Consider the following 20626-nt stretch of genomic DNA (forward strand, 5'->3'; position numbering starts at 1 on the left):
GGCGTCAACCGTGACAGACACCTCCATGATCCGCCCCGGCATGCGCCCACCGCCACAGACGAAACCCCCGAGGCACGCACAACCTTCTCCCACCACGGCGCGACAGCAGCGCTGGACCGCTAGCCAGGCGGCTCAATAAGCCGGGTTCCGCTCCAGCATCTGCCCAATGATCCGGGCGCCTTCGGGGAAGGCGCCCGGATTCGTGCCCGAAAAGTTGAGCCGGATAAACGGACCCGCCGGTTCCGCTGGAAACCATTCGTCTCCGCGGGCGACGATGACGCCCGCTGTCTCGCAGTCCCGGACCAGCCGCTGCAGGTCCGTGCCGTCGGGCAGGCGCAGCCACAGGTTAAGCCCCCCTTTCGGCACCTGTTCAATGTGCGCCTGCGGAATATGTTCCCGGACGCTGGTGACCAGCAGGTCCCGGCGTGACTCCAGCTGGTGCCGCAGGCTGCGCAGGTGCGTCTGCCACCCCGGCTGCGTGACGACGTCGAGCGCTGCCGCCTGCAGAAGCCCGCTGACGTACATCGATTCCGCCGCCCTGTCAGCCAGGATGCGGTCCCTCGCCGGACCGCGTGCAATGAGTGCGGCCACCCGGATGGACGTGGAAACGCTCTTGGTCAGCGAGCGCAGGTACACAACATGCCCGGAATCGTCGCGGGAGGCCACCGGTACGGGGTGGGAGCTGATGCCAAAGTCGTGCGCCCAGTCGTCCTCCACAAGGAACGCCCCCTTGGCACGGATCACGTCAAGGACCTGGTCGCGCGTCTCCGCTGGCCACTGCGCGCCCGTGGGGTTGGCGTAGTTGGGCTGCGCGTAGAAGACCCGGGCGCCTGATTCGTCGAAGGCGCGGGCCAGCTCCCCCGGTTCCGGCCCGTCCGGTCCGCTGGGCACCGGCACAACACGGACACCAGCTTGCGCCGCCGCCAGGATGGCGCCCCAGTAAGAGGGTGACTCCATTAGCAGCGGCCGCCCCCTTCCCACCAGGGCACTGAAGATGGAGCTCAGTCCGCTCTGGCTGCCAGGGAGTACGACGACGTCGCTCGGGTTGGGCGGAGTAATCCCAGCGGGCGTCGACGCTGTGAGCTCCTGGGCGAACCACGATTGCAGCTCCGGCATCCCCGCGGCGGGAGGCCGGGACAGCGCCGCGTCTCCGCGTGCGGCCCGGGTGAGCGCTGCCCGGACCAGCCGCTCGGGCAGGAGCTCCCTGGCGGGGTAGCCCGAATGGAAGGAAATCGCGTCCTGGGGCACCTCCCGCATAGTGGAGGAGGCCGGTGGCAGTGCCGCCAGCGGGGAGCGGAGGGCCGCCGTCTGCCAGCCGTAGTCGGATGGGCGTGCCATCCGGACCGCCCGCACGAAGGTCCCGACGCCCGGCCGGCTCTCGATGAGTCCCTGCGCCGTGAGGGTCTGCAGGGCCTTCTGCACCGTGACGGGACTTGCCTGGTAGTCGGCCACGAGGGACCGGGTGGAGGGCAGTTTCGCTCCCGGCGCCGCAGTGGCCATCCAGGATTTCAGGTGCGCCACAATCCGCGAACTGCTATCGTTGTTCATGAGAGACAATAGTAGCGCTACTCCTCTGAGGCGCACCGCGTTATCCCATTCCAACTCAGCCGGATTGTGGCTCGGCTTCCTTGGAGTCGCGGCATTCTCGCTCACCGTCCCGTTCACCAAAGTGGCGGTCGCAGGCCTGGCGCCGCTGTTTATCGGATCGGGCAGGGCAGTAGTGGCGGCTGTTTTGGCCGGTGCCGCACTGGCACTCACCCGGCAGGCGCTCCCCCGCGGGACGCAATGGCTCCGTGTGGCGGTCGTCGCTGCCGGCGTCGTCATCGGCTTTCCGCTACTGACCTCCTACGCCCTGACCAGCACCGCCGCAAGCCACGGCGCCGTTGTCATCGCCCTGCTGCCTGCCGCGACGGCCACCGCTGCGGTCATTCGCGGGCGGGAACGCCCGCCCGTGGCGTTCTGGCTCGTCAGCGGTGTGGGCGCCCTTGCGGTGACCGTCTTCGCGTCCGCCCAGTCCGGCGGCCTTGGCGTCATCCTCTGGGCGGACCTGCTGCTCCTCGGTTCGGTGGCCGCCGCGGCGATCGGCTATGCGGAAGGTGGCCTGCTGGCCCGGGAACTGGGCTCCTGGCAGACCATTTCGTGGGCACTGGTCCTCGCCTCGCCGTTGATGCTGGTCCTGGCAGCCGCGTCCGCTTCCCAGCAGCCGCCGTCCGCGACTCCCGTGCAGTGGGCAGCGTTCGGGTACCTCGCCGTGGTGAGCATGTTCCTGGGATTCTTCGCCTGGTACCGCGGCCTGGCCATCGGCCCCATCGCCCGGGTCAGCCAGATCCAGCTCATCCAGCCCGTCCTCACCATCTGCTGGGCGGCGCTCCTGCTGGGTGAGGCCCTGGCCTGGTCCACGGTCCTGGGCGGGCTGGCCGTCATCCTGTGCGCCGCGGCGGCCGTCCGGGTTCGGATCAAGCCCGCCCCGGCCCCGTCCTCCGAACTTCATCCCGCAGCACTCCAGCCGGTAAAGGACTAGCCCCATGTACATTCCAGCCCACTTCGCCGCTGTCTCAGAAACCGTCCAGCACCTGCTCACCAGGCCGGGTGCGGCAAACCTGGTCACCATGACCCAGCAGGGCCTCGTGGCTACACTCCTGCCCTTTGTCTACGAGCCCGACGCCGGGGAGTTCGGCGCGCTGCAGGGGCACCTGGCGCGGAACAACACGCAGTGGTCCGCGCCCGCCGTCGGGGAGGCCCTTGCCATCATCCAGGGCGCGGACGCCTACATCTCCCCGTCCTGGTACGCCGCCAAGGCCGAGCACGGACGCGTAGTCCCCACGTGGAACTACACCACGGCGCATGTGTACGGGCGGCTGGTGATCCATGACGATCCGGCGTGGCTGGACCGGCAGGTCCGGCGTCTCACCGGGGTGCACGAGTCCGGCTTCGACCATCCCTGGGACGTGGACGACGCACCAGAGCGCTTCATCTCCGGGCAGTTGCGGGCAATTGTTGGCGTGGAACTGGTCATCACCCGGATCGAGGCGAAGGCCAAGCTGAGCCAGAACCGGCCGGAAGCGGACGTGGATGGCGTGCTGGCCGGCCTGGTAGCCCGGGGCCAGCCACAGGCCGCGGCGGATGTAGAGCGCGCCCGCTGACGCAAATGCGTGACGTTTGGACTTCCCAAGGAGCCTGGCCCCGACAACACGCGGGCTCCGCCTCTGGCAAACCCCAAAAGCCACGCATTTCCGTTGCATCCGGCCGGCAGCGGACCTCAGGAGCCCTTGACCAGCTCCTCGCTCTGCTCCCACAGGCGGCGGGCCAGCTCGGCGTCGTAGGCCTGGGGGTTGGCCTTGGCCAGGGCACGCTTGTAGTAATACGCCCCGGAAATCCAGTCCTTGCCCGCAGTGCCGTTGACCAGCCACAGGAGGGTGTCGGCACCCTGGTCCGGGGTCAGCATGAAGCGGTTCAGCAGGGTCTTGTAGGCGTGCCGGAACGGGCTGGTGGAGTCCGCCGCGAAGTTGGTGCGCACAACGCCCGGGTGGAACGCCGCCGTCGTGATTCCCTGCCCACCAAAGCGGCGGTGCAGCTCGGACGTGAAGAGAATGTTGGCGAGCTTGCCGGTGCCGTAGGCGCGGTTGGTGGAGTAGCCGTGCTCGGCGTTGAGGTCGAACAGGTCCAGCTTGCCGAAGCTGTTGGCGCCGCTGGACGTGTTGATCACCTTGGCGTTGCTGGCAGCGAGGGTTTCCATCAGCAGCGTGGTGAGGAGGAACGGGGCCAGGTGGTTGATCTGGAACGTTGCCTCGTTGCCGTCCACGGTGAGGGTGCGCTTGCCCATGATGCCGCCGGCGTTGTTGGCCAGGACGTCGATGCGCGGGTAGTCGGACTCCAGCTGGGCGGCCAGGGTGCGGACCTGCGCGAGCTCGGAGAAGTCGCTGACAAAGTAGTCGGCGTCCAGCTCCTTGGCAATGGCCCGCGTCTTTTCCTCCGAGCGGCCGACGACGATCACCTGGTCCCCTGCCCTGGCCAGGGTACGCGCGGCTGCTGCGCCGATGCCGTCGCTGGCGCCGGTGATCACGATGGTGCGAGGGGTCAAGGGGTGTCCTTCGGTTGGGGAACGTCCGGCGCCCGGCGTGGGCGCGCTGCCTACCGGCACAACGACGGCGGACCGGCGGGTGTTCCCCGGCACACCCCGCAGGGCATATCCTGCACACACCAGCCGTCCGATCCCAGGGGGAAGCAATGGAGATGCCCAAAGCGACGGAGGCTGACAAGGAGCGTTTCCGGTCGCTGGTTCCGGACGTCCCGGAGGTGTCGGTGAAGCCGATGTTCGGGAACCTCGGCGCGTTCGTCAACGGCAACATGTTCGCCGGGCTTTTCGGGCCCACCATCGGCATCCGGCTCTCCAGTGGGGACAGGCAGCAGCTCGAAAGCGGCGAGCGGACCGTCCCGTTCGGCCCGGCGGACCGGCCGATGCGCGAGTATACCGGCCTGCCGGAGATCTGGAATGAGGAAGGCGACGGCGATGATGCCCGCGCCAGGGCATGGATCCGCAAAGCGTATGAACATGTGGCGGGACTGCCCCCGAAAGCGCCCAAGAGCCGTACCGCAGGCAGGTAGCCCTGCACTAAAGCCCCACACCACAAACCCCGGCCTGGCTGCGGTGCGCCAGCGGCGAAGTTGCGCCGTCACCCGAACGCCTGGAAGCCCCGGAACCATGCCAGGTAGCCGGGGCCGCAATTACTAAGTAAGCTTATCAACATGGCTTTTGCAACTACAGAGTGCGTGGACCCCGGAAACGCGTCTCATGGGAGGTGGACGCAATCGACAAAGAGGTGAAGCGGCGGCTCGAACTCGCCGCCACGATCGGCTTGGATCCACAAAAGCTTTGGCCGTCCTACTTCGGCAGGTCCCCCTGTTCCGCGTTCGAACTGGACGCCTACCTACATGAAGCACTGGCCCTGCCCGCGATCGAACGCGGGCCTGATGCGGCGAAGGACCTCCCGGCAGAACAGACCCGGGCACGGCCGGCGGGCCGGGAACCGGCCCGCCGCCAGCCTGACAAAGAAGACGCGCTTGCCGCCCTGGGGGCCGCCGGCAAATCCCTGCTTTCCCCGGAACGGGCCGAGGCCGAACGCCTGAAGTCGCTGCACGAGACGGACCTTCTGTACACCGGTCCGGAGGAAGTGTACGACCGCGTTGTTGCTGCCGCCTGGAAGTTCTTCGGCGTGGGTGCAGCGTCGCTGTCCCTGATCGCCGAGGATGCCCAGTTCTTCAAGTCGGCCGTCGGGCCGTTGCGCGAGGAGGCTCCCCGCATCTTCGCGCTCTGCACGGAAACGGTGGAGCGGAACGCGATGCTGGTCATCAATGACACGCTGTCCGATGACAGGTTTGCTTCGAATCCGCTGGTCACCGGCGAGCCCTATATCCGCTTCTACGCCGGCTACCCCCTGCACGGGCCGCGGGGCTGGAACATTGGGACGCTCTGCGTCATCGACCAGCAGCCCAGGTCCTTCTCCCCGTCCGATCAGCAGGTGCTGCGCACGCTCGCCGCCGTGGTCCAGAAGGACATCGACGCCCGCACGTAGCACCGGCCGCCATCCAGCCCGCCCCACGGCTCCATCCCGGCCGTGCGGTCAGGCCCAAAGAGACTCCGGGTACGACGACGGCGGGGCGGCCAGCATTCCTGCTGCCCGCCCCGCCGCTGTTGTCCACTCAGCCGTGGCTGGGGAGGGCGCTAGCCCGCCACTCCGGCCACCAGGAAGATCACGGCCGCGATGGCGAAGCCCATCACACCGATGAGGGTTTCCATAACGGTCCAGGTCTTCAGCGTGGTCTTGACGTCCATGCCGAAGAAGCGGCCCACCAGCCAGAAGCCGGAGTCGTTCACGTGGGAGACCACCACGGAGCCGGCGGCCACGGCGATTACCATGGCGGCCACCTGCATGCCGTTCAGTCCGGCCAGGGCCACAGCCGGAGCGATCAGGCCTGCGGTGGTGGTCAGTGCAACGGTTGCTGATCCCTGGGCGATGCGCAGGATGCTGGAGATCAGGAAGCCTGCGAGGATCAGCGGAATGCCCAGGTCGCCCAGGACATCGGCGAGTGCCTGGCCGATGCCGGAGGTGCGCAGGACGCCGCCGAACATGCCGCCGGCGCCGGTGATCAAGATGACGGAGCAGACCGGGCCGAGCGAGGATTCGAGGAGCTTCTCGAGGGCTCCGGCGTCCTTGCCGCGCTTGGTGCCCAGAACGAACAGGGCCACCAGCACCGAGATCAGCAGCGCCACCGGGGTCTCACCCAGGGTCCGGAGGACCTGGTACCACTGCTCGTCCTTGACGCCTTCGGCGAGCACACCGGATGAGGCTAGGGTGTTCAGCCCGGTGTTCATGAAGATCAGGAGCAGCGGCAGGAGCAGCAGGCCCACCACGGTGCGGAAGCGCGGCGGGTGTGATTCCGCCTCGGCGGAGGCGTGGCCCAGGATTTCCGGTACGGGCAGGACCAGCTTCTTGCCGGTGTAGAGGCCGAAGAGGTAGGCGGTGACGTACCAGGTGGGGATGGCGACGAGAAGGCCGGCGATGGTGACCAGGCCGATGTTGGCGTCGAAGAACGCAGATGCGGAGACTGGGCCCGGGTGCGGGGGCAGGAAGATGTGCATCACGGAGAACGCGCCGGCGGCGGGCAGGCCGTAGCGGAGCACTCCCCCGCCCAGGCGGTGGGCCACGGCGAACACGACGGGCAGCATGACCACCAGGCCGGCGTCGAAGAAGATGGGGAAGCCGAAGATCAGGGAGGCCAGGCCCAGTGCAAACGGGGCACGCTTTTCACCGAAGACACCGATGAGGTAGTCGGCCAGCACCTTGGCGCCGCCGCTGGTTTCCACGATGCGGCCGAGCATGGCGCCCAGGCCCACCAGGAGTGCCACGGTGCCGAGCGTGGTGCCGAAGCCGTTGATCAGCACAGGGACCACCTGGTTGGCCGGAATGCCGGTGGCGAAGGCGGTGGCGAGGCTGATGAGGATCAGGGCGATCAGGGCGTGCATGCGCAGCTTGATGATCAGGAACAGCAGGACGAGGATCGCTGCTCCGGCGATGAGCAGCAGGGGTCCTGCGCCCAGCGTTTGGGTCCATCCTTCGATGGTCATGGTTCTCCTTTGAAACAGTATTTGTTGGGGTTCTAGGGGTCAGGGCGCGCAGGGCGCCTGGCCGGCGGGAAGCTGCAACGCCTGCACGACGGCGGCGACCAGCTGATCAGGCGACTGCGAGATGTCGAGGCGGAGACTGCCGGCGTCGAGCTCTTCCTGGCTGAGCGGCTCGAGGGTGGCCAGCTGGCTGGGCAGCAGGGTGGGCGGCATGAAGTGGCCTTCCCTGCCCAGCATGCGCTGGCTGATCAGGTCCGCGCCGCCGTCGAGATGGAGGAAGACGACGCGGCCCTCCGCTTCGGACAGGAGCTGGCGGTAGCTTTTCTTGAGGGCGGAACACGTCAGGACGGTGCTGCAGCCGGCGTTCGCCTGGGCGGTCATCCAGGTGCGGATTTCCCGCAGCCAGGGCCAGCGGTCCTCGTCCTGGAGCGGGATGCCCTGCGTCATTTTGGTGATGTTGGCTTCGGGGTGGAACTCGTCCGCCTCGGCGCAGGCCCAGCCCAGCTGCGAGGAAAGGGCCGCCGCAAGGGTGGTTTTGCCGGATCCGGCAACGCCCATGACCACCAGGTGCGTGGGGGGATACTGCATGTCATACCTCCGGAGAAGACGTCTTTGGCTTTCGAAGAAGCTCGCTGCATGCCCTCAAAAAGTGGGCTACGCCATAAGGTATCACCTTTTCGACTAAAAGATACTATCTTTTCGTGTTACAGGTCATACCTTTGCTCTTTTCCCGGTATTCTGGGAGGGCGCTGCGGCGCAGGAGAGGCGGACAGAATGTCGACGGCGACAGATGAGGGCGCGGATGAAGCGCACGACGGCGGGGCCTCCCCCGCGATGCATGAGCGGGTCCTGGAGGCGGTAGGGGTTGCCATCGCTTCCGGCAACCTGGCCCCCGGCAGCCGGCTCACCCTTGAGGGGCTGCAGCAGGAATACGGCATATCGCGGACCGTGGCCAGGGACACCATGAAGGTCCTGGAGTCCATGAACCTGGTCTACTCGCGGCGGCGCGTGGGCATTGTGGTGCAGGACCGGTCCCTCTGGAACGTTTTTGACCCGAAGCTGGTGCGCTGGCGGCTGGCGTCAGACCGGCGCGAACTCCAGTACAGCAGCCTCACCGAGCTGCGCATCGCCGTCGAACCCATCGCCGCCGCCGGTGCGGCCCGGCGCGCCAGTGCCGCGGAACGTGCCCAGCTCGTTGCCCTCGGGGCTGAGCTGCGGCGGCTCGGTGAAGCCGGCGACCTCCAGGGGTTCCTGGCCGCTGACATCGAGTTTCACCAGCTGCTCCTGCGAAGCTGCGGGAACGAGATGTTCCAGGCGCTGGAAGGCATGGTGGCGGAAGTGCTGACCAGCCGGACCCAGCAGGGGCTCATGCCGTTCAAGCCCCGGGACGAGGCACTTCAGGCGCACGAGGACGTGGCGGCAGCTGTGGCCAATGGCGACACTGCCGTGGCGGAGTCGGCGATGCACCACATCCTGGACGAGGTGCGGGAAGCGATGGGCCTGGGCGGCTGAACGAACCCCCTTCCCGGAGGCCATGATCCTGAGTAGCCTTCAAAGTAGGGCCCATGAAGGACCTGCCGCGCCATACGGAAGATTCGGTGAGGTGGAAGATGGCCACTGCGGAACATTCAACTGAAGGGCTCGCTGCCACCGCCGCGCCGGCTGTCACGAAGCGCCGCAAGGGCAGCATGGTGGTCAACTGGATCACCACCACCGACCACAAGACCATCGGGTACATGTACCTGATCACGTCGTTTGCCTTCTTCTGCCTGGCCGGGGTGATGGCCCTGCTCATCCGCGCTGAGCTGTTCGAGCCCGGCATGCAGATCCTGCAGACCAAGGAGCAGTACAACCAGCTGTTCACGATGCACGGCATTGCGATGCTGCTCATGTTCGCCACCCCGCTTTTCGCCGGGTTTGCCAACTTCATCATGCCGCTGCAGATCGGCGCTCCGGACGTGGCCTTCCCGCGGCTCAATGCGCTGGCCTTCTGGTTCTTCCTCTTCGGCTCCACCATTGCGATGTCCGGCTTCATCACGCCCCAGGGCGCCGCGTCCTTCGGCTGGTTTGCCTACGCTCCGCTCTCCGATACCACGTTCAGTCCGGGCATCGGCGGTGACCTCTGGGTGTTCGGCCTGGCGCTGTCCGGCTTCGGGACCATCCTGGGTGCGGTCAACTTCATCACCACCATCATCTGCATGCGCGCCCCGGGACTGACCATGTGGCGGATGCCGATCTTCACCTGGAACACCCTGGTCACCTCAATCCTGGTGATCATGGCCTTCCCGCCGCTGGCAGCCGCCCTGTTCGCGCTTGGTGCGGACCGGCGCTTCGGTGCCCACATCTACGATCCGGAGAACGGCGGAGCAGTCCTCTGGCAGCACCTGTTCTGGTTCTTCGGCCACCCCGAGGTGTACATCATCGCCCTGCCGTTCTTCGGCATCGTCTCCGAGATCTTCCCGGTGTTCAGCCGCAAGCCGATCTTCGGCTACAAAGGCCTGGTCTACGCCACCATTGCCATAGCCGCACTCTCCATGACCGTCTGGGCGCACCACATGTACGTGACCGGCTCGGTGCTGCTGCCGTTCTTCGCGTTCATGACCATGCTGATCGCAGTGCCCACCGGCGTGAAGTTCTTCAACTGGATCGGCACCATGTGGGGCGGTTCCTTGACCTTCGAGACGCCCATGCTGTGGAGCATCGGCTTCCTGGTCACGTTCCTCTTCGGCGGCCTCACCGGCATCATCCTGGCCTCCCCGCCGCTGGACTTCCACGTCTCCGACACCTACTTCGTGGTGGCACACTTCCACTACGTGGTCTTCGGCACCGTGGTGTTCGCGATGTTCGCCGGGTTCTACTTCTGGTGGCCCAAGTTCACCGGCACCATGCTCAACGAGCGCCTTGGAAAGATCCATTTCTGGATGCTGTTCCTGGGCTTCCACGGCACCTTCCTGATCCAGCACTGGCTGGGCGTCATGGGCATGCCCCGCCGGTACGCCGACTACCTGGTGGAGGACAACTTCACGTGGATGAACCAGTTCTCCACCATGTCGTCCTTCCTCCTGGGAGCTTCCCTGCTCCCGTTCTTCTGGAACGTCTACATCACCTGGCGGACCGGGACGAAGGTGACCGTGGATGATCCCTGGGGCTTCGGCGCCTCGCTGGAATGGGCCACGTCCTGCCCGCCGCCCCGGCACAACTTCACGTCGCTGCCGCGGATCCGCTCGGAGCGCCCGGCACTGGACCTGCACCACCCGGAGCTCCGGGTCCGCGAGCACGACACCACGCACGGCCCGGCGGCGGCAGCACTGGGCGCTGCCGACATTGGCCAGAAGGACGTCCGCAGCCCGAGCCCGGACGAGTAGCGGAGAGGCTACACGCAGCGGGGCTGGTAGGCCGGGTCCGCCGGGCCTGAGCTCCTGCCCAGGGCGTGGGCCACGATCTGGTGGACCACGGGGTCGTTGGGTGTCTGGTCATGCTCGAAGACGTCCAACGGGCACTTGTCCTGGATGGTGATGTTGGTGACCTGCCGCGCCGGGCCGGCGAGGAACTGGCTGTTGTACGGGATCACCACTTCGTCATAGACCGTGGAGATCACGGTGTACGACGGCCCGGCCACGGTGTCACCGATGGAATTGAGCTTCTGCATGAACGGGGAGCCGGCCTGCTGGTCGGCACACGCGGCACACCCGAGCGCGGTGAAGTCCGGGTCTTCCAGGACCTCCGGCGGCGGGATGATCACGCCCTCGGTGCCGTGGTTGGAGGGGGCGATGCCGATGAGCTGGTTGACGTTCTTGGCCCCGCCGAGGAAGCCCATGTAGTAGCGGGGCATCATGCCGCCCTGGCTGTGGCCCACCAGGTTCACCTTCCTGGCGCCGGTGGCAGCCAGGACCGCGTCAACGAACGGGGCGAGTTCCTGGGCTGAGTCCGCGACGGGTGCCGTGGCGTAGACGCCGTTCGTCTCGCCGTAGTTCAGGGCAAACACGCAGTAGCCCTGGCTCTTGAGGTAGGGCGAGAGGGTGGACCAGTTCTTCACCATGCTCTCGAACGTGCCGGGCACCAGGACCACCGGATAGGGGTGTTCGGCAGTTGGCGTGCAGGACCAGTCATTAGCGCCGGGAGGGGAAATTTCGACGGCGGCCGCCTGGGCGGGTGCCACGGCCAGGGATGAGGCCAGGACAGCGGAGGCGGCAAGGGACAAGGTTCTGGTGAGCAGCGACATGGAAACCTCTTTGTTTTGTGTCAGCGGGTGCAGGGCCGGAAGCCAGGCTGTGGGCCCGGTTTCCATGCTAGGCACGCCGGGTACGGCAGCGGCGTGAACTGAACGGACGTGCGCGGCTGCGTGAGGAAGCCGCAAGCCCGCGGGATGTGGACCGCCTGGCACGCTCAGCACGTGTTGTTACTGGTCAGTAGCTAAATGGGCTGCCGTGCGCGGAGTGCCTGACCAATGCCCGGGCCTGGCCAGCGGTTCATGGCGGCTGCACAAACGTTCACATCCGGCACCGGCGCCGCCGCATCGCGGGGCGTGCTGGCACAGGCGGGTTAAACAAAAGCATGGCCGGTCAGTGACCGGCCATGCTTTCAAACTTTGAAACCCTAAGGCCCCAGTTTCTCTAAGGAATTAGAGGGACTGGATGTTTACGGCCTGGGGACCCTTGGGGCCCTGCTCGGTTTCGAAGGAGACCTTCTGGTTCTCTTCGAGTGAGCGGAAGCCGGAGGAAGCGATCGCAGAGTAGTGTGCGAAAACGTCCTGTGAGGAGTCATCGGGGGAAATGAAGCCGAAGCCCTTTTCAGCGTTAAACCATTTGACGGTACCAGTAGCCATTATTTTTGTCCTTCGTGAAGGTGGAGGGAATGTCCCGACTTTCGGGCCCTCCGGTGTGGGGTGTTCAAAACCGCTACTTCAGAAGAACGCGGACTTTCGACCGCGCGTACTGCCTGAACTACCAACTGCATAAACACAACAACAGGATCAACACTACAGGAGATTGCGCGCAGCAATTACCAACCGGCCTCCGAGGTACCCCAGTACCCTTCCACAGGCCTGTCAGGAGCAGCGGCACCAGGCGTATGGTTCTGCCATGGAACCGATGCGGGCCATCCTGCTTCCGGGCGCCGTCCTCCCCGCGCAGGAAGCGTACGGCGCTCTGATTGAAGCCCTGGGGCCGGACGTCCAGGCGGTGGCCAAGGACCTGGAGCTTTACACGGAGGACGAGCCTCCGCCCGGCTGGAGCCTGGACACAGAGGTCAGCGGCGTGCTGCGCGAGGCTGATGCCCTGGGATGGGAAACGTTCCACCTTGTGGGCTATTCCGGCGGCGGGGCTGCGGCGCTGGCCTTCGCCCCGAAACACCCCGAGCGGCTGCTCAGCCTGGCCCTGCTGGAGCCCGCCTGGGCCGGGACCTGGGACTGGAGCCCCGCCCACGCGGAGATCTGGAAAAAGTACGAACAGCTGGAGGCCCTCCCTCCGGAGCAGCTCATGCCCGCCTTCATGAGGCTGGGAGTCAAGCCCGACGTCGTCCTTCCGCCGCCACCGCCGGGTCCCCCGCCGCCGTGGATGGCTAGGCGGCCGGCCGGAATCAAGGCATTCCTGCGCACCTTCCGGAGCTACGACCTGGACCGGGAACGCCTGGCGGCGTTCCGCCCGCCCGTGTTCTGCGCCCTCGGCGGCCTGAGCAACGCGGATGACTACGGCGAGATTGCCGGCCGGCTGGCGCGGGTCTTCTTCCCGGACTTCCATCTAGAAGTCTTCCCCAAGCGCCACCACTTCGACCCGCCCCACCGGATGGAGCCCGTCAGGCTGGCGGAGATGCTGCGGCGGCACTGGGAGCAAGCGGAAGGACGCGACTGAACCTTCCCCCGGGCCACCTGGGTTGCTACACTTGCTACGGAGGTGCGCTATGGCAACAATTCCACACCGTGAACTGCGGAACGAGAGCAGCAAGATCCTCGAACGCGTGAAGAACGGGGAGACAATCGACGTCACCAACAATGGCGAAATCGCCGCTACACTCATCCCGCCGTCAGCTTCCCCCCTTGAACGGTTGCTGCTGGCAGGCCAGGTACGCCCCGCAACTGGACCCGTCGACTTCACCGCCTTGCACCGGGTCACTCTGGAATCCAGCACGGAGGAGATTCTGGACGACCTTCGCGGTGACCGTTGATCATTTACGCGGATACATCGGCAGTCCTCAAACTCGTGGTGGAGGAGCAGGAATCGCCCACCTTGGCGGCGTACCTGTCAGCAGCTTCCCAGACCCACAGCCTGGTTGCGTCCATGCTCCTCTACACAGAACTCCACTGCGCAGCGCGCCGCCGTGCGATACACGGCGAACTGGTCAATGCAGCGCTCGGCGGCATCAACCTGGTCGATCTTGTACGTTCGGACCTCATGTACGCAGCGGCTCTGCCGGGCAGGCTGCGCAGCGCGGATGCCATTCACCTGGCCACTGCTATCCGTCTGCAGGTTGACGTTCTTGTCTCGTACGACGTCGAACTCCTCACCGCAGCGGTTGATGCCGGCATCAACGTCCTGTCCCCGGGAATGCGGACCGGGCCGTAACGAGGACGTGACTCACCCCTCCTCCTCCGCAATTGTCGGCGGCTGCGTGTAGCTTGGGCACATAAGTCATTCGGCCGCCGGAAGCCCCCTGAGGACGCCTTGGATTTCTACGCCATCAACAGCCTGCGTGAGAACCACGCCGGATGGTCCCTGCTCCGGGCGCAGAACGCGCCGCTGGCCTTGTCCTTCTTCATGAAGGCCTTCACCGGGCCCAACCAGCGGGATATCGGCCGGCAGCAGCTCATCGACCACCTCGATGACGTCCTGTTCGGCCTCCGGGACGTCTACGGCGAGGACAAGTTCCCCCGGCCCGCCGGGGAGTACCTGGACGACTGGGCAGCGCCGGAAAAGGCCTGGCTGCGGAAGTATTACGTTCCCGGACAGGACGAACCGCACTACGACCTCACCCCCGCCGCCGAGGACGTGGTCCGGTGGGTGGAGAACCTTCGCGGGCGGGACTTCGTGGCCACCCAGTCCAGGCTTACCAGCATCTTCGCGGTCCTGAAGGCCCTGGTGCAGCAGTCGGAGACCGACCCCGAAGTCCGGCTCGCCGAGCTGCAGCGCCAGCGGGACGGCATCGATGCCGAGATGCAGCGGATCAGGGACGGCAACATCAGGGTGATGACCGCTCCTGAGGCACTGGACCACTTCCAGCAGCTGACCACCCTCGCCAAAGATCTGCTCTCCGATTTCCGGGAGGTGGAGCAGAACTTCCGGAAGCTGGACCGGCAGGTGCGCGAACAGATCGCCACCTGGGACGGGACCCAGGGCGAACTTTTGGAGACCATCTTCGCGAACCAGCAGGGCATCAGCAGTTCCCTCCAGGGCCGCACGTTCCAGGGTTTTTGGGACTATCTGATGTCGCCCCAGCTGCGCATCGAACTGCAGGACCTGCTGCAGCGTGCCACGGAAATCGAAGCGCTCTCCGGCGTGGAGGACCTGCACGCCGTGACAAGGCTGCACCAGGACTGGCTGCCCGCCGTCGACCAGACACAGGGCACCGTCCGCCAACTCTCCGAACAGATGCGCCGGCTCCTGGATGACAAAGTCTTCCTCGAAAACAAGCGCATCATGCGGCTGGTGCGAAGCATCGAATCCCGTGCGCTGGGCACCCGGGAGGCGCCGCCGTCGGGCGTCTTCATGGAGATCGCCGCGCAGTCGGTGGATGTCGCCCTGCCCTTCGAACGGCCGCTGTACGAGCCAAGCCGGAAGACGATGGTGGACGACGCCGTGCTGGCCGCCGATGATTCGGAGGTGGACGCCGGTGCCCTGTTCAGCCAGTTCCACGTGGACAAGGAGCGGCTGCAGGCGAATGTGGATGCCGTCCTGGCCGGCGCCGAGCAGGCCACACTCGTTGAAGTGACCCAGGCCCATCCCCTGCAGCAGGGACTCGCCGAAATCGTGGCCTACTACCAACTGGCCAGCGAATCCGAATGGGCCAGCATCCGTGACGACGTTCCGCAGCAGCTGCAGTGGAAGCTCGCCGACGGCAGCATCCGCGAAGCAACCATCGACCAGATCATTTTTGTGAGGCCGGCATGAACCCCAGTGAGACGATGGAAACCGCCCGCACGCCCGAGGAACTGCCCGGCGTCGTGACCCGTCTGTTCCGTGGCGTGCTCTACGCCGAGTCGGACGAGAAAGTGTGGCAGTCCCTCCTTACCCTGGAATCCCAGGTCCGGGACTATGTGGTGGTGCTGGGGCTGGACCTGATCCTGGACGAGTCGGAGGGCTACGCGTTCCTGCGGTCAAGGGAGGACCCTGAGGGCAACCTGCCCCGGCTGATTCCGCGCCGCCGGCTTACCTTTGACGTCAGCCTCCTGCTGGCCCTGCTGCGCGGCCGGATGCTTGAGTTCGACACCAACAGCAGCGAGCTCCGGCTCATCATGACGGAGCAGGAAATCGTGGATATGGTGGCGGTGTTCCTGCCGGACTCCAGCAACCAGGCCAAGATCCTGGACAAGCTGGGCGTCACCATAAAAAAAGTGGTTGAGCTCGGCTTCCTCCGCAGGCTCCGCGACCAGGCCGCCACCTACGAGGTGGCCAGGATCCTGAAGGCCTATGTCGACGCCCAGTGGCTGGAGGAGTTCGACGCGCGGCTCGCTGACTACCGGGCGTCCTTGGAGGAACCCTCCGGCGCTCCACCGGAAACTTCTCAGAGCACCACTGAAGGGGAACTGCCGTGACCGCCGATCTGCAGGACAGCCTGTTCAGCCTTGAGGACCCGGCGAAGGCTCCGGAAGGGTCCAGCGCGGACGACGCCGGCACTCCCCCGGGCTTCCGGCTGCACCGGTTGGAGCTGCTCAACTGGGGCACGTTCCACCAGGGCGTGCGGACGTTCCGCCTGGACGGGGCGAACAGCCTCCTGACGGGCGACATAGGTTCGGGTAAGTCAACGGTGGTGGATGCCATCACCACGCTCCTGCTGCCGGCAAACAAGATCGAATACAACAAGGCTGCGGGTGCCCAGAAGAGGGAACGCACCCTCATGTCCTACGTGCGGGGGTACCACAAGAGCACCCGCAGCACCGGCGGAGAGAACTCCAAACCTGTGTCGCTGCGCGGTACGGGAACGCTTACGGTGGTGCTCGCCGTCTTCCGCAATGCGGTGATGGACAAGTCGGTGACGCTGGCCGTCACGCTGTGGGCGGTCCAGGAGGCGGGCCAGCCCTACCGTTTCTATTCACTCGCGGAAACGGACCAGACCATCGCGGCGGATTTCGCCAACTTCGGCCAGGACCCCTTCAAACTGAAGAAGAAGCTCAAGGCAGCCGGCGCCACGGTGCACGACACCTTCGAGCCCTACGCTGCAGCATTCAAACGCCAGTTCGGGATCAGCGGGAACCAGGCCATGGAGCTCTTCCACCGGACGGTGTCCATGAAGCAGGTGGAGAACATCACCTCCTTCGTGCGCACCAACATGCTGGACGAAGACGACGTCGAGAGCCGGATCAAGAACCTGATCCACCACTTCGACGACCTCAAGAAGGCCCACGGTGCCGTGCTGCGCGCCAAGGACCAGATCGCCATGCTGGCCCCCATCCGTGAGGGCGCTGCCAGGCATGCCAAACTCACCATCGAGGACCAGGAGGCCAGGGACCAGCGGGACCAGCTGCACCCGTGGTTCACCAACCAGAAGCTGATCCTCAGCCTTGAGCATGCCGCCGAGCTGGACAGCGCCGGCCAGCGGCTCCGCGAGGACAATGCGTCCGTCACCGCCCGCATCACCGAACTCCGGCACAGTCTTAGCGCCGTTGCCGAGGACATCCGGTCAAACGGCGGCGGCCGGCTGGCGGCCATCGACGCAGAGATCGCCCGGCTCGAGCGGGAAGCCGCCGTCCAACGTACCCGGCACCAGGCCTATGCAGCCGCCGCCGCGGAGCTGGGCCTGCGGGCCCCGGAGGACCGGGTGCTGTTCGACGCCAACAGGGACGGTCTGGCGGCCGTGGAATCCGGGCTGGCGGAACAGAACAGGGACCTCCAGGAGCAGCGCACCGAGCTGACCATGACGCGCACCGTCCGGACCGCACGCGCTGCAGACCTCACAGCGGAACTCACCAGCCTCCAGTCCCGGCGGAACCTGCTGCCGCTGGACCAGGTGGGAATCCGCCGCCGGCTGTGCGAGGGAACCGGCGTGCCGGAGAAGGCGCTGCCGTTCGTCGGCGAGCTGCTGCGCCTCCGCGACGGCGAAGCCGCCTGGGAAGGCGCAGCCGAACGGACCCTCAGGGGCTTCGCCTTGTCCCTGCTGGTACCGGCCGAGCACTACGCTGCGGTCAGCAGCTGGGTGGACACAAACAACCTCAAGGGCAAGCTCGTTTACCTGAAGGTGGGTGATTCGTACTCCGCCCGGACCGCCGAACCCGGAACCCTGGCTGCCAAGATCGCCATCAAGCAGGGCACGCCGTTCCGCGACTTCCTGCTGGAGGAACTGGCCGGCCGGTTCGACTACGTCTGCTGTGACACGCTGGCCGACTTCCGGCGCTTTCCCAAAGCACTCACCGCCAACGGGCAGCTCAAGGGCGGCAGGGGACGGCATGAGAAGGATGACCGCAAGGACATCGCGGACCGGCGGAACTACGTGCTGGGCTGGGACAACCAGGAAAAGATCAACAGGTTCCTGGCCGAGCTGGAGGAGGCAAAGGGCCAGCTCCAAGTGGCTGCGACGCAGCTGGCCAACGTCGACCGCCAGCTGGGCGACCTCGGCCGGAAGAACCAGCAACTCGGCACCCTGCGCTCGGTGGCGGATTTCGGGGAGATCAGCTGGGAGCGCACAGCCCGGCGGATCGAGGAGTCCAAGGAGGAGCGGCGGGCGCTGGAGTCGGCCAGCAACATCCTCCAGGAACTTGCGGACCGGGAGGCTGCCCTGAAGGGTGACCTGCAGCGTTTCGAAGAGCGGGCCGGCAAGATCCAGCAGCGGCTCGGAGCCAATGAGAAGGACACCGAGAACCTGGCGGAGGCTATCGCCGAGTGCCGTGCCGTGCTGGCGGAGGACCCGCTGACGGACGACGCCGGCCTGCTGGCATCCGTGGCCGGCCTCGCCGCCGGGGCGCCCGGGGAAAGAATCCTCACCTATAAGAACACCGTTGCCGTGGAGAGCGCGGTGCGGCAGGAGCTGACAAAGGCCATCGATGCGCTGTCCAAGCGCCTGGCCACGGCGGAGGCCGGCACGGTGCGCCTGATGGCCGATTTTCGGAACAAGTATCCAAACGAAACCACGGAGATCGACGCGTCCCTCGATGCCGCCGGAGACTACAGCCGCCTGCTCGAGCAGCTGGAGAAGAACGATCTGCCCAAGTTCGAGGCGCACTTCAAGGAGTCCCTTAACCAGAACACCATCCACGAAGTGGTGGCGTTCAATGCGTTCCTGGACAGCCGCCGGCAGGACATCGTCAGCCGGATCAACAAGATCAACGAGTCCCTGGCCACCATTGAATACAACCGCGGCCGGCACATCCAGCTGGAGCACCAAAACACCACGGACCTGGACGTGCGGCAGTTCGGAACGGACCTGCGGGCCTGTTCGGAGGGAACCATCGGGGACGAGGACCAGTACTCCGAACAGAAGTATCTGCAGGTGGAGCGCCTGATTGAACGGTTCCGCGGGCGGGACGGCTTCACCGCCCTGGACGAGCGGTGGACCGCGAAAGTAACGGACGTGCGGAACTGGTTTACGTTCTCCGCCTCCGAGAAGTGGACCGAGACCGGAGAGGAGTTTGAGCACTTCACCGATTCCGGCGGCAAGTCCGGCGGCCAGAAGGAGAAGCTGGCCTACACCATCCTGGCTGCAGCGCTGGCGTTCCAGTTCGGGCTGGGCGCCAAGCCGTCTCCTGCCGGTGCCGGGAGGAGTGAGGGCAAGGGCCGCAGCTTCCGTTTTGTGGTGATCGACGAGGCGTTTGGGCGCGGCTCCGACGAGTCTGCACGCTACGGCCTGGAGCTGTTCCAGCGCATGAAGCTGCAGCTGCTGATTGTCACTCCCCTGCAGAAGATCCACGTGATTGAGCCGTTTGTGGCACACGTGGGCTTCGTGGCCAATACGAATGGCAATGATTCACAACTGCGGAACATGACCATCCAGGAGTACCGGGACGAGCGGGACCGGCGTGCCGGCTGACAGCTCCGCGGGCCGGGCACAGGGATGGACCACGCCTGCGGACCTTCGCACCCTGACGCTGAAGGCCTGGAGCAACGGCGCCCTCCTCCGCGAACTGCTGGATCCAAGCGGGGCCTACCCCCGCCGTCGTACTTTGAAGCGGCCGACGGCGGCGGCCCTCCTGCGTGACTACGCGGAGGCGCGCGCGTGGGCGGCCGGGTTGTTTGACGCCGCGGGTCCCTTCACCCTGGAAACTACCCAGGTGGGGCGCAACACCATCGGGGCCAATCATCTGCCGTCCGCCGTCGTTTTCGTTTCGGCACAGGATGAGATTGCGTTCGCGGGCAAGGCAGGAGATGCCGCCCGGTTCGTGGAACTGGCCGAGGGACTGGCCGGGCTGGATCCGATGTTCCGGGCCTGGGCGCTGCGGCGGCCGCTGAAGCTGCTGGACCTGGGCGCCGACGCACTCACAGCAGCACGTATTGCACTGTGGCTGCGGGACAACCCGGAGCCCGGGGTCTACGTCCGCCAACTGAGCCTACCCGGCGTGCACACCAAGTTCATCGAGGGCAACCGGACAGTGATCGACGAACTACTCGGAACCCTGTCCGCGAAAACGGCGGGCGGCGATGCCCCGGAGGCTGCCGTGGAGCAGGTGGCTGGCGTGGAGCAGGTGGCTGGCGTGGCCACTGAAGCCGGCTCCCTCCTGGGACAGCCTTCCCCGCGGACTCCCGCCGCCCGATTTGCCGCCAGGCATGGTTTCCTGCACCCTCCGGAGCTCGTGCGGTTCCGTTCACTGGATGCTGCTGTTCAGCTGCTGGGCAACGCGCGGGATGTCACGGTGACGGCTGACGCGTTCAGCACAATGAGCCTGCCGGTCACGAAAGTGCTGATCACGGAGAACCTGGTGAACTTCCTGGCCCTTCCGGAACGGCCCGGAACCTTGGCGATCTACGGCGGAGGGTACGGTTTCTCGTCGCTACGGGATGCAGCGTGGCTGCGGGACTGCGAAGTCGTGTATTGGGGCGACTTGGATACCCACGGGTTCCAGATCCTTGACCAGCTCAGGGCTGTCCACCCACATGTTGTGAGCGTGCTGATGGATGAAGCGACGCTTCTTGCGCACCGGGACGTTTGGGGCAGCGAGCCTGCACCGTCCACAGCTGCGTTGGACCGGCTGACCGCTGGCGAGGCGGCGCTCTACGAAAAACTGCAAAACGACGCACATGGACGCGCGGTCCGGCTGGAGCAGGAACTGATCCGCTGGGACTGGGCGTTGGCACGTCTTTTGGGTTGACCGGGTTTGGGTTGGCCGGATGTGGGTTGGCCGGACCTCAAAGGACTTCGGACTCT

The 20626-nt window shown here is 66.0% G+C and carries 19 protein-coding genes; 13 read left to right on the top strand and 6 right to left on the bottom strand.

Annotated elements, in window-relative coordinates:
- Window positions 1-132 precede the first annotated feature (132 nt).
- Complete coding sequence (locus NFU08_RS19645; RefSeq protein WP_251425663.1) at window positions 133-1548, bottom strand: PLP-dependent aminotransferase family protein; 1416 nt, start codon at window positions 1546-1548, stop codon at window positions 133-135.
- Here NFU08_RS19645 and NFU08_RS19650 point away from each other — a divergent pair.
- Both NFU08_RS19650 and NFU08_RS19655 read left to right on the top strand, forming a co-directional pair.
- Window positions 1547-2521: a DMT family transporter gene (locus tag NFU08_RS19650; protein WP_251425665.1), complete on the top strand. Its 975-nt coding sequence runs from the start codon at window positions 1547-1549 to the stop codon at window positions 2519-2521. The two genes, NFU08_RS19645 and NFU08_RS19650, sit on opposite strands and share 2 nt — an antisense overlap.
- A 4-nt stretch (window positions 2522-2525) precedes the next feature.
- Window positions 2526-3143, top strand: coding sequence for an FMN-binding negative transcriptional regulator (locus NFU08_RS19655; RefSeq protein ID WP_251425667.1), 618 nt, complete (start codon window positions 2526-2528; stop codon window positions 3141-3143).
- Window positions 3144-3259: 116 nt separating this feature from the next.
- Here the strand turns inward: NFU08_RS19655 and NFU08_RS19660 are convergent, their stop codons facing one another.
- Entirely contained in the window at window positions 3260-4081 is an 822-nt protein-coding gene (locus NFU08_RS19660) for an SDR family NAD(P)-dependent oxidoreductase (RefSeq protein ID WP_251425669.1), read from the bottom strand.
- 146 nt (window positions 4082-4227) lie between these two features.
- Here NFU08_RS19660 and NFU08_RS19665 point away from each other — a divergent pair, with 146 nt between their 5' ends.
- Together NFU08_RS19665 and NFU08_RS19670 are read left to right on the top strand one after the other, a co-directional pair.
- Window positions 4228-4605 carry a TfoX/Sxy family protein gene (locus NFU08_RS19665; RefSeq protein ID WP_174175357.1) on the top strand — a complete coding sequence of 126 codons (378 nt, stop codon included), beginning with the start codon at window positions 4228-4230 and terminating at the stop codon, window positions 4603-4605.
- A 194-nt stretch (window positions 4606-4799) separates the two neighbouring features.
- Window positions 4800-5573: a GAF domain-containing protein gene (locus tag NFU08_RS19670; protein ID WP_251425671.1), complete on the top strand. Its 774-nt coding sequence runs from the start codon at window positions 4800-4802 to the stop codon at window positions 5571-5573.
- 149 nt (window positions 5574-5722) lie between these two features.
- On the opposite strand, the gene NFU08_RS19675 is transcribed toward NFU08_RS19670, so the two are convergent.
- Together NFU08_RS19675 and NFU08_RS19680 are read right to left on the bottom strand one after the other, a co-directional pair.
- Complete coding sequence (locus NFU08_RS19675; RefSeq protein WP_174175353.1) at window positions 5723-7126, bottom strand: GntP family permease; 1404 nt, start codon at window positions 7124-7126, stop codon at window positions 5723-5725.
- A 39-nt stretch (window positions 7127-7165) separates the two neighbouring features.
- A complete protein-coding gene (locus NFU08_RS19680; protein WP_251425672.1) occupies window positions 7166-7711 on the bottom strand; it encodes a gluconokinase in 546 nt (181 codons plus the stop codon).
- A gap of 186 nt (window positions 7712-7897) precedes the next feature.
- Here NFU08_RS19680 and NFU08_RS19685 point away from each other — a divergent pair, with 186 nt between their 5' ends.
- Together NFU08_RS19685 and ctaD are read left to right on the top strand one after the other, a co-directional pair.
- Window positions 7898-8635 carry a FadR/GntR family transcriptional regulator gene (locus NFU08_RS19685; protein ID WP_174175349.1) on the top strand — a complete coding sequence of 246 codons (738 nt, stop codon included), beginning with the start codon at window positions 7898-7900 and terminating at the stop codon, window positions 8633-8635.
- Between the two features lie 176 nt (window positions 8636-8811).
- Window positions 8812-10488 (top strand): cytochrome c oxidase subunit I, encoded by a 1677-nt coding sequence (ctaD, locus tag NFU08_RS19690; RefSeq protein ID WP_397426260.1) that lies wholly within the window; start codon window positions 8812-8814, stop codon window positions 10486-10488.
- Window positions 10489-10496: 8 nt separating this feature from the next.
- Here ctaD and NFU08_RS19695 read toward each other — a convergent pair whose 3' ends face one another.
- Both NFU08_RS19695 and NFU08_RS19700 read right to left on the bottom strand, forming a co-directional pair.
- The gene (locus tag NFU08_RS19695) at window positions 10497-11345 is read right to left on the bottom strand and encodes a triacylglycerol lipase (RefSeq protein ID WP_251425677.1); all 849 of its coding nucleotides are present in this window, start codon (window positions 11343-11345) and stop codon (window positions 10497-10499) included.
- A 399-nt stretch (window positions 11346-11744) separates the two neighbouring features.
- Entirely contained in the window at window positions 11745-11948 is a 204-nt protein-coding gene (locus NFU08_RS19700) for a cold-shock protein (protein ID WP_066274236.1), read from the bottom strand.
- Between the two features lie 256 nt (window positions 11949-12204).
- Here NFU08_RS19700 and NFU08_RS19705 point away from each other — a divergent pair, with 256 nt between their 5' ends.
- From NFU08_RS19705 to NFU08_RS19735, 7 genes are all read left to right on the top strand, one after another.
- On the top strand, window positions 12205-12972 hold the full coding sequence (locus NFU08_RS19705; RefSeq protein ID WP_251425679.1) for an alpha/beta fold hydrolase: 768 nt from the start codon (window positions 12205-12207) through the stop codon (window positions 12970-12972).
- 49 nt (window positions 12973-13021) lie between these two features.
- On the top strand, window positions 13022-13285 hold the full coding sequence (locus tag NFU08_RS19710) for a type II toxin-antitoxin system Phd/YefM family antitoxin (protein WP_174175343.1): 264 nt from the start codon (window positions 13022-13024) through the stop codon (window positions 13283-13285).
- On the top strand, window positions 13282-13683 hold the full coding sequence (locus NFU08_RS19715; RefSeq protein ID WP_174175341.1) for a type II toxin-antitoxin system VapC family toxin: 402 nt from the start codon (window positions 13282-13284) through the stop codon (window positions 13681-13683). Before NFU08_RS19710 ends, NFU08_RS19715 begins: the two co-directional genes overlap by 4 nt.
- 99 nt (window positions 13684-13782) lie before the next feature.
- The gene (locus tag NFU08_RS19720; protein WP_174175339.1) at window positions 13783-15225 is read left to right on the top strand and encodes a DUF3375 domain-containing protein; all 1443 of its coding nucleotides are present in this window, start codon (window positions 13783-13785) and stop codon (window positions 15223-15225) included.
- Complete coding sequence (locus NFU08_RS19725) at window positions 15222-15869, top strand: DUF4194 domain-containing protein (protein WP_251425681.1); 648 nt, start codon at window positions 15222-15224, stop codon at window positions 15867-15869. Before NFU08_RS19720 ends, NFU08_RS19725 begins: the two co-directional genes overlap by 4 nt.
- The gene (locus tag NFU08_RS19730; protein WP_251425683.1) at window positions 15866-19294 is read left to right on the top strand and encodes an ATP-binding protein; all 3429 of its coding nucleotides are present in this window, start codon (window positions 15866-15868) and stop codon (window positions 19292-19294) included. Before NFU08_RS19725 ends, NFU08_RS19730 begins: the two co-directional genes overlap by 4 nt.
- Complete coding sequence (locus NFU08_RS19735; RefSeq protein WP_174175333.1) at window positions 19284-20570, top strand: Wadjet anti-phage system protein JetD domain-containing protein; 1287 nt, start codon at window positions 19284-19286, stop codon at window positions 20568-20570. Before NFU08_RS19730 ends, NFU08_RS19735 begins: the two co-directional genes overlap by 11 nt.
- Window positions 20571-20626: the final 56 nt, after the last annotated feature.

This window comes from Pseudarthrobacter sp. NCCP-2145, assembly GCF_023708005.1.
Taxonomy (GTDB): Bacteria; Actinomycetota; Actinomycetes; order Actinomycetales; family Micrococcaceae; genus Arthrobacter; species Arthrobacter oxydans.

Coding starts and splice junctions, on each gene's coding strand:
- NFU08_RS19710 (WP_174175343.1), top strand. CDS start 13,022: ATGGCAACAATTCCACACCGTGAACTGCGGAACGAGAGCAGCAAGATC.
- NFU08_RS19685 (WP_174175349.1), top strand. CDS start 7,898: ATGTCGACGGCGACAGATGAGGGCGCGGATGAAGCGCACGACGGCGGG.
- NFU08_RS19695 (WP_251425677.1), bottom strand. CDS start 11,345: ATGTCGCTGCTCACCAGAACCTTGTCCCTTGCCGCCTCCGCTGTCCTG.
- NFU08_RS19675 (WP_174175353.1), bottom strand. CDS start 7,126: ATGACCATCGAAGGATGGACCCAAACGCTGGGCGCAGGACCCCTGCTG.
- NFU08_RS19725 (WP_251425681.1), top strand. CDS start 15,222: ATGAACCCCAGTGAGACGATGGAAACCGCCCGCACGCCCGAGGAACTG.
- NFU08_RS19655 (WP_251425667.1), top strand. CDS start 2,526: ATGTACATTCCAGCCCACTTCGCCGCTGTCTCAGAAACCGTCCAGCAC.
- NFU08_RS19645 (WP_251425663.1), bottom strand. CDS start 1,548: ATGAACAACGATAGCAGTTCGCGGATTGTGGCGCACCTGAAATCCTGG.
- NFU08_RS19650 (WP_251425665.1), top strand. CDS start 1,547: ATGAGAGACAATAGTAGCGCTACTCCTCTGAGGCGCACCGCGTTATCC.
- NFU08_RS19705 (WP_251425679.1), top strand. CDS start 12,205: ATGGAACCGATGCGGGCCATCCTGCTTCCGGGCGCCGTCCTCCCCGCG.
- ctaD (WP_397426260.1), top strand. CDS start 8,812: ATGGTGGTCAACTGGATCACCACCACCGACCACAAGACCATCGGGTAC.
- NFU08_RS19665 (WP_174175357.1), top strand. CDS start 4,228: ATGGAGATGCCCAAAGCGACGGAGGCTGACAAGGAGCGTTTCCGGTCG.
- NFU08_RS19680 (WP_251425672.1), bottom strand. CDS start 7,711: ATGCAGTATCCCCCCACGCACCTGGTGGTCATGGGCGTTGCCGGATCC.
- NFU08_RS19700 (WP_066274236.1), bottom strand. CDS start 11,948: ATGGCTACTGGTACCGTCAAATGGTTTAACGCTGAAAAGGGCTTCGGC.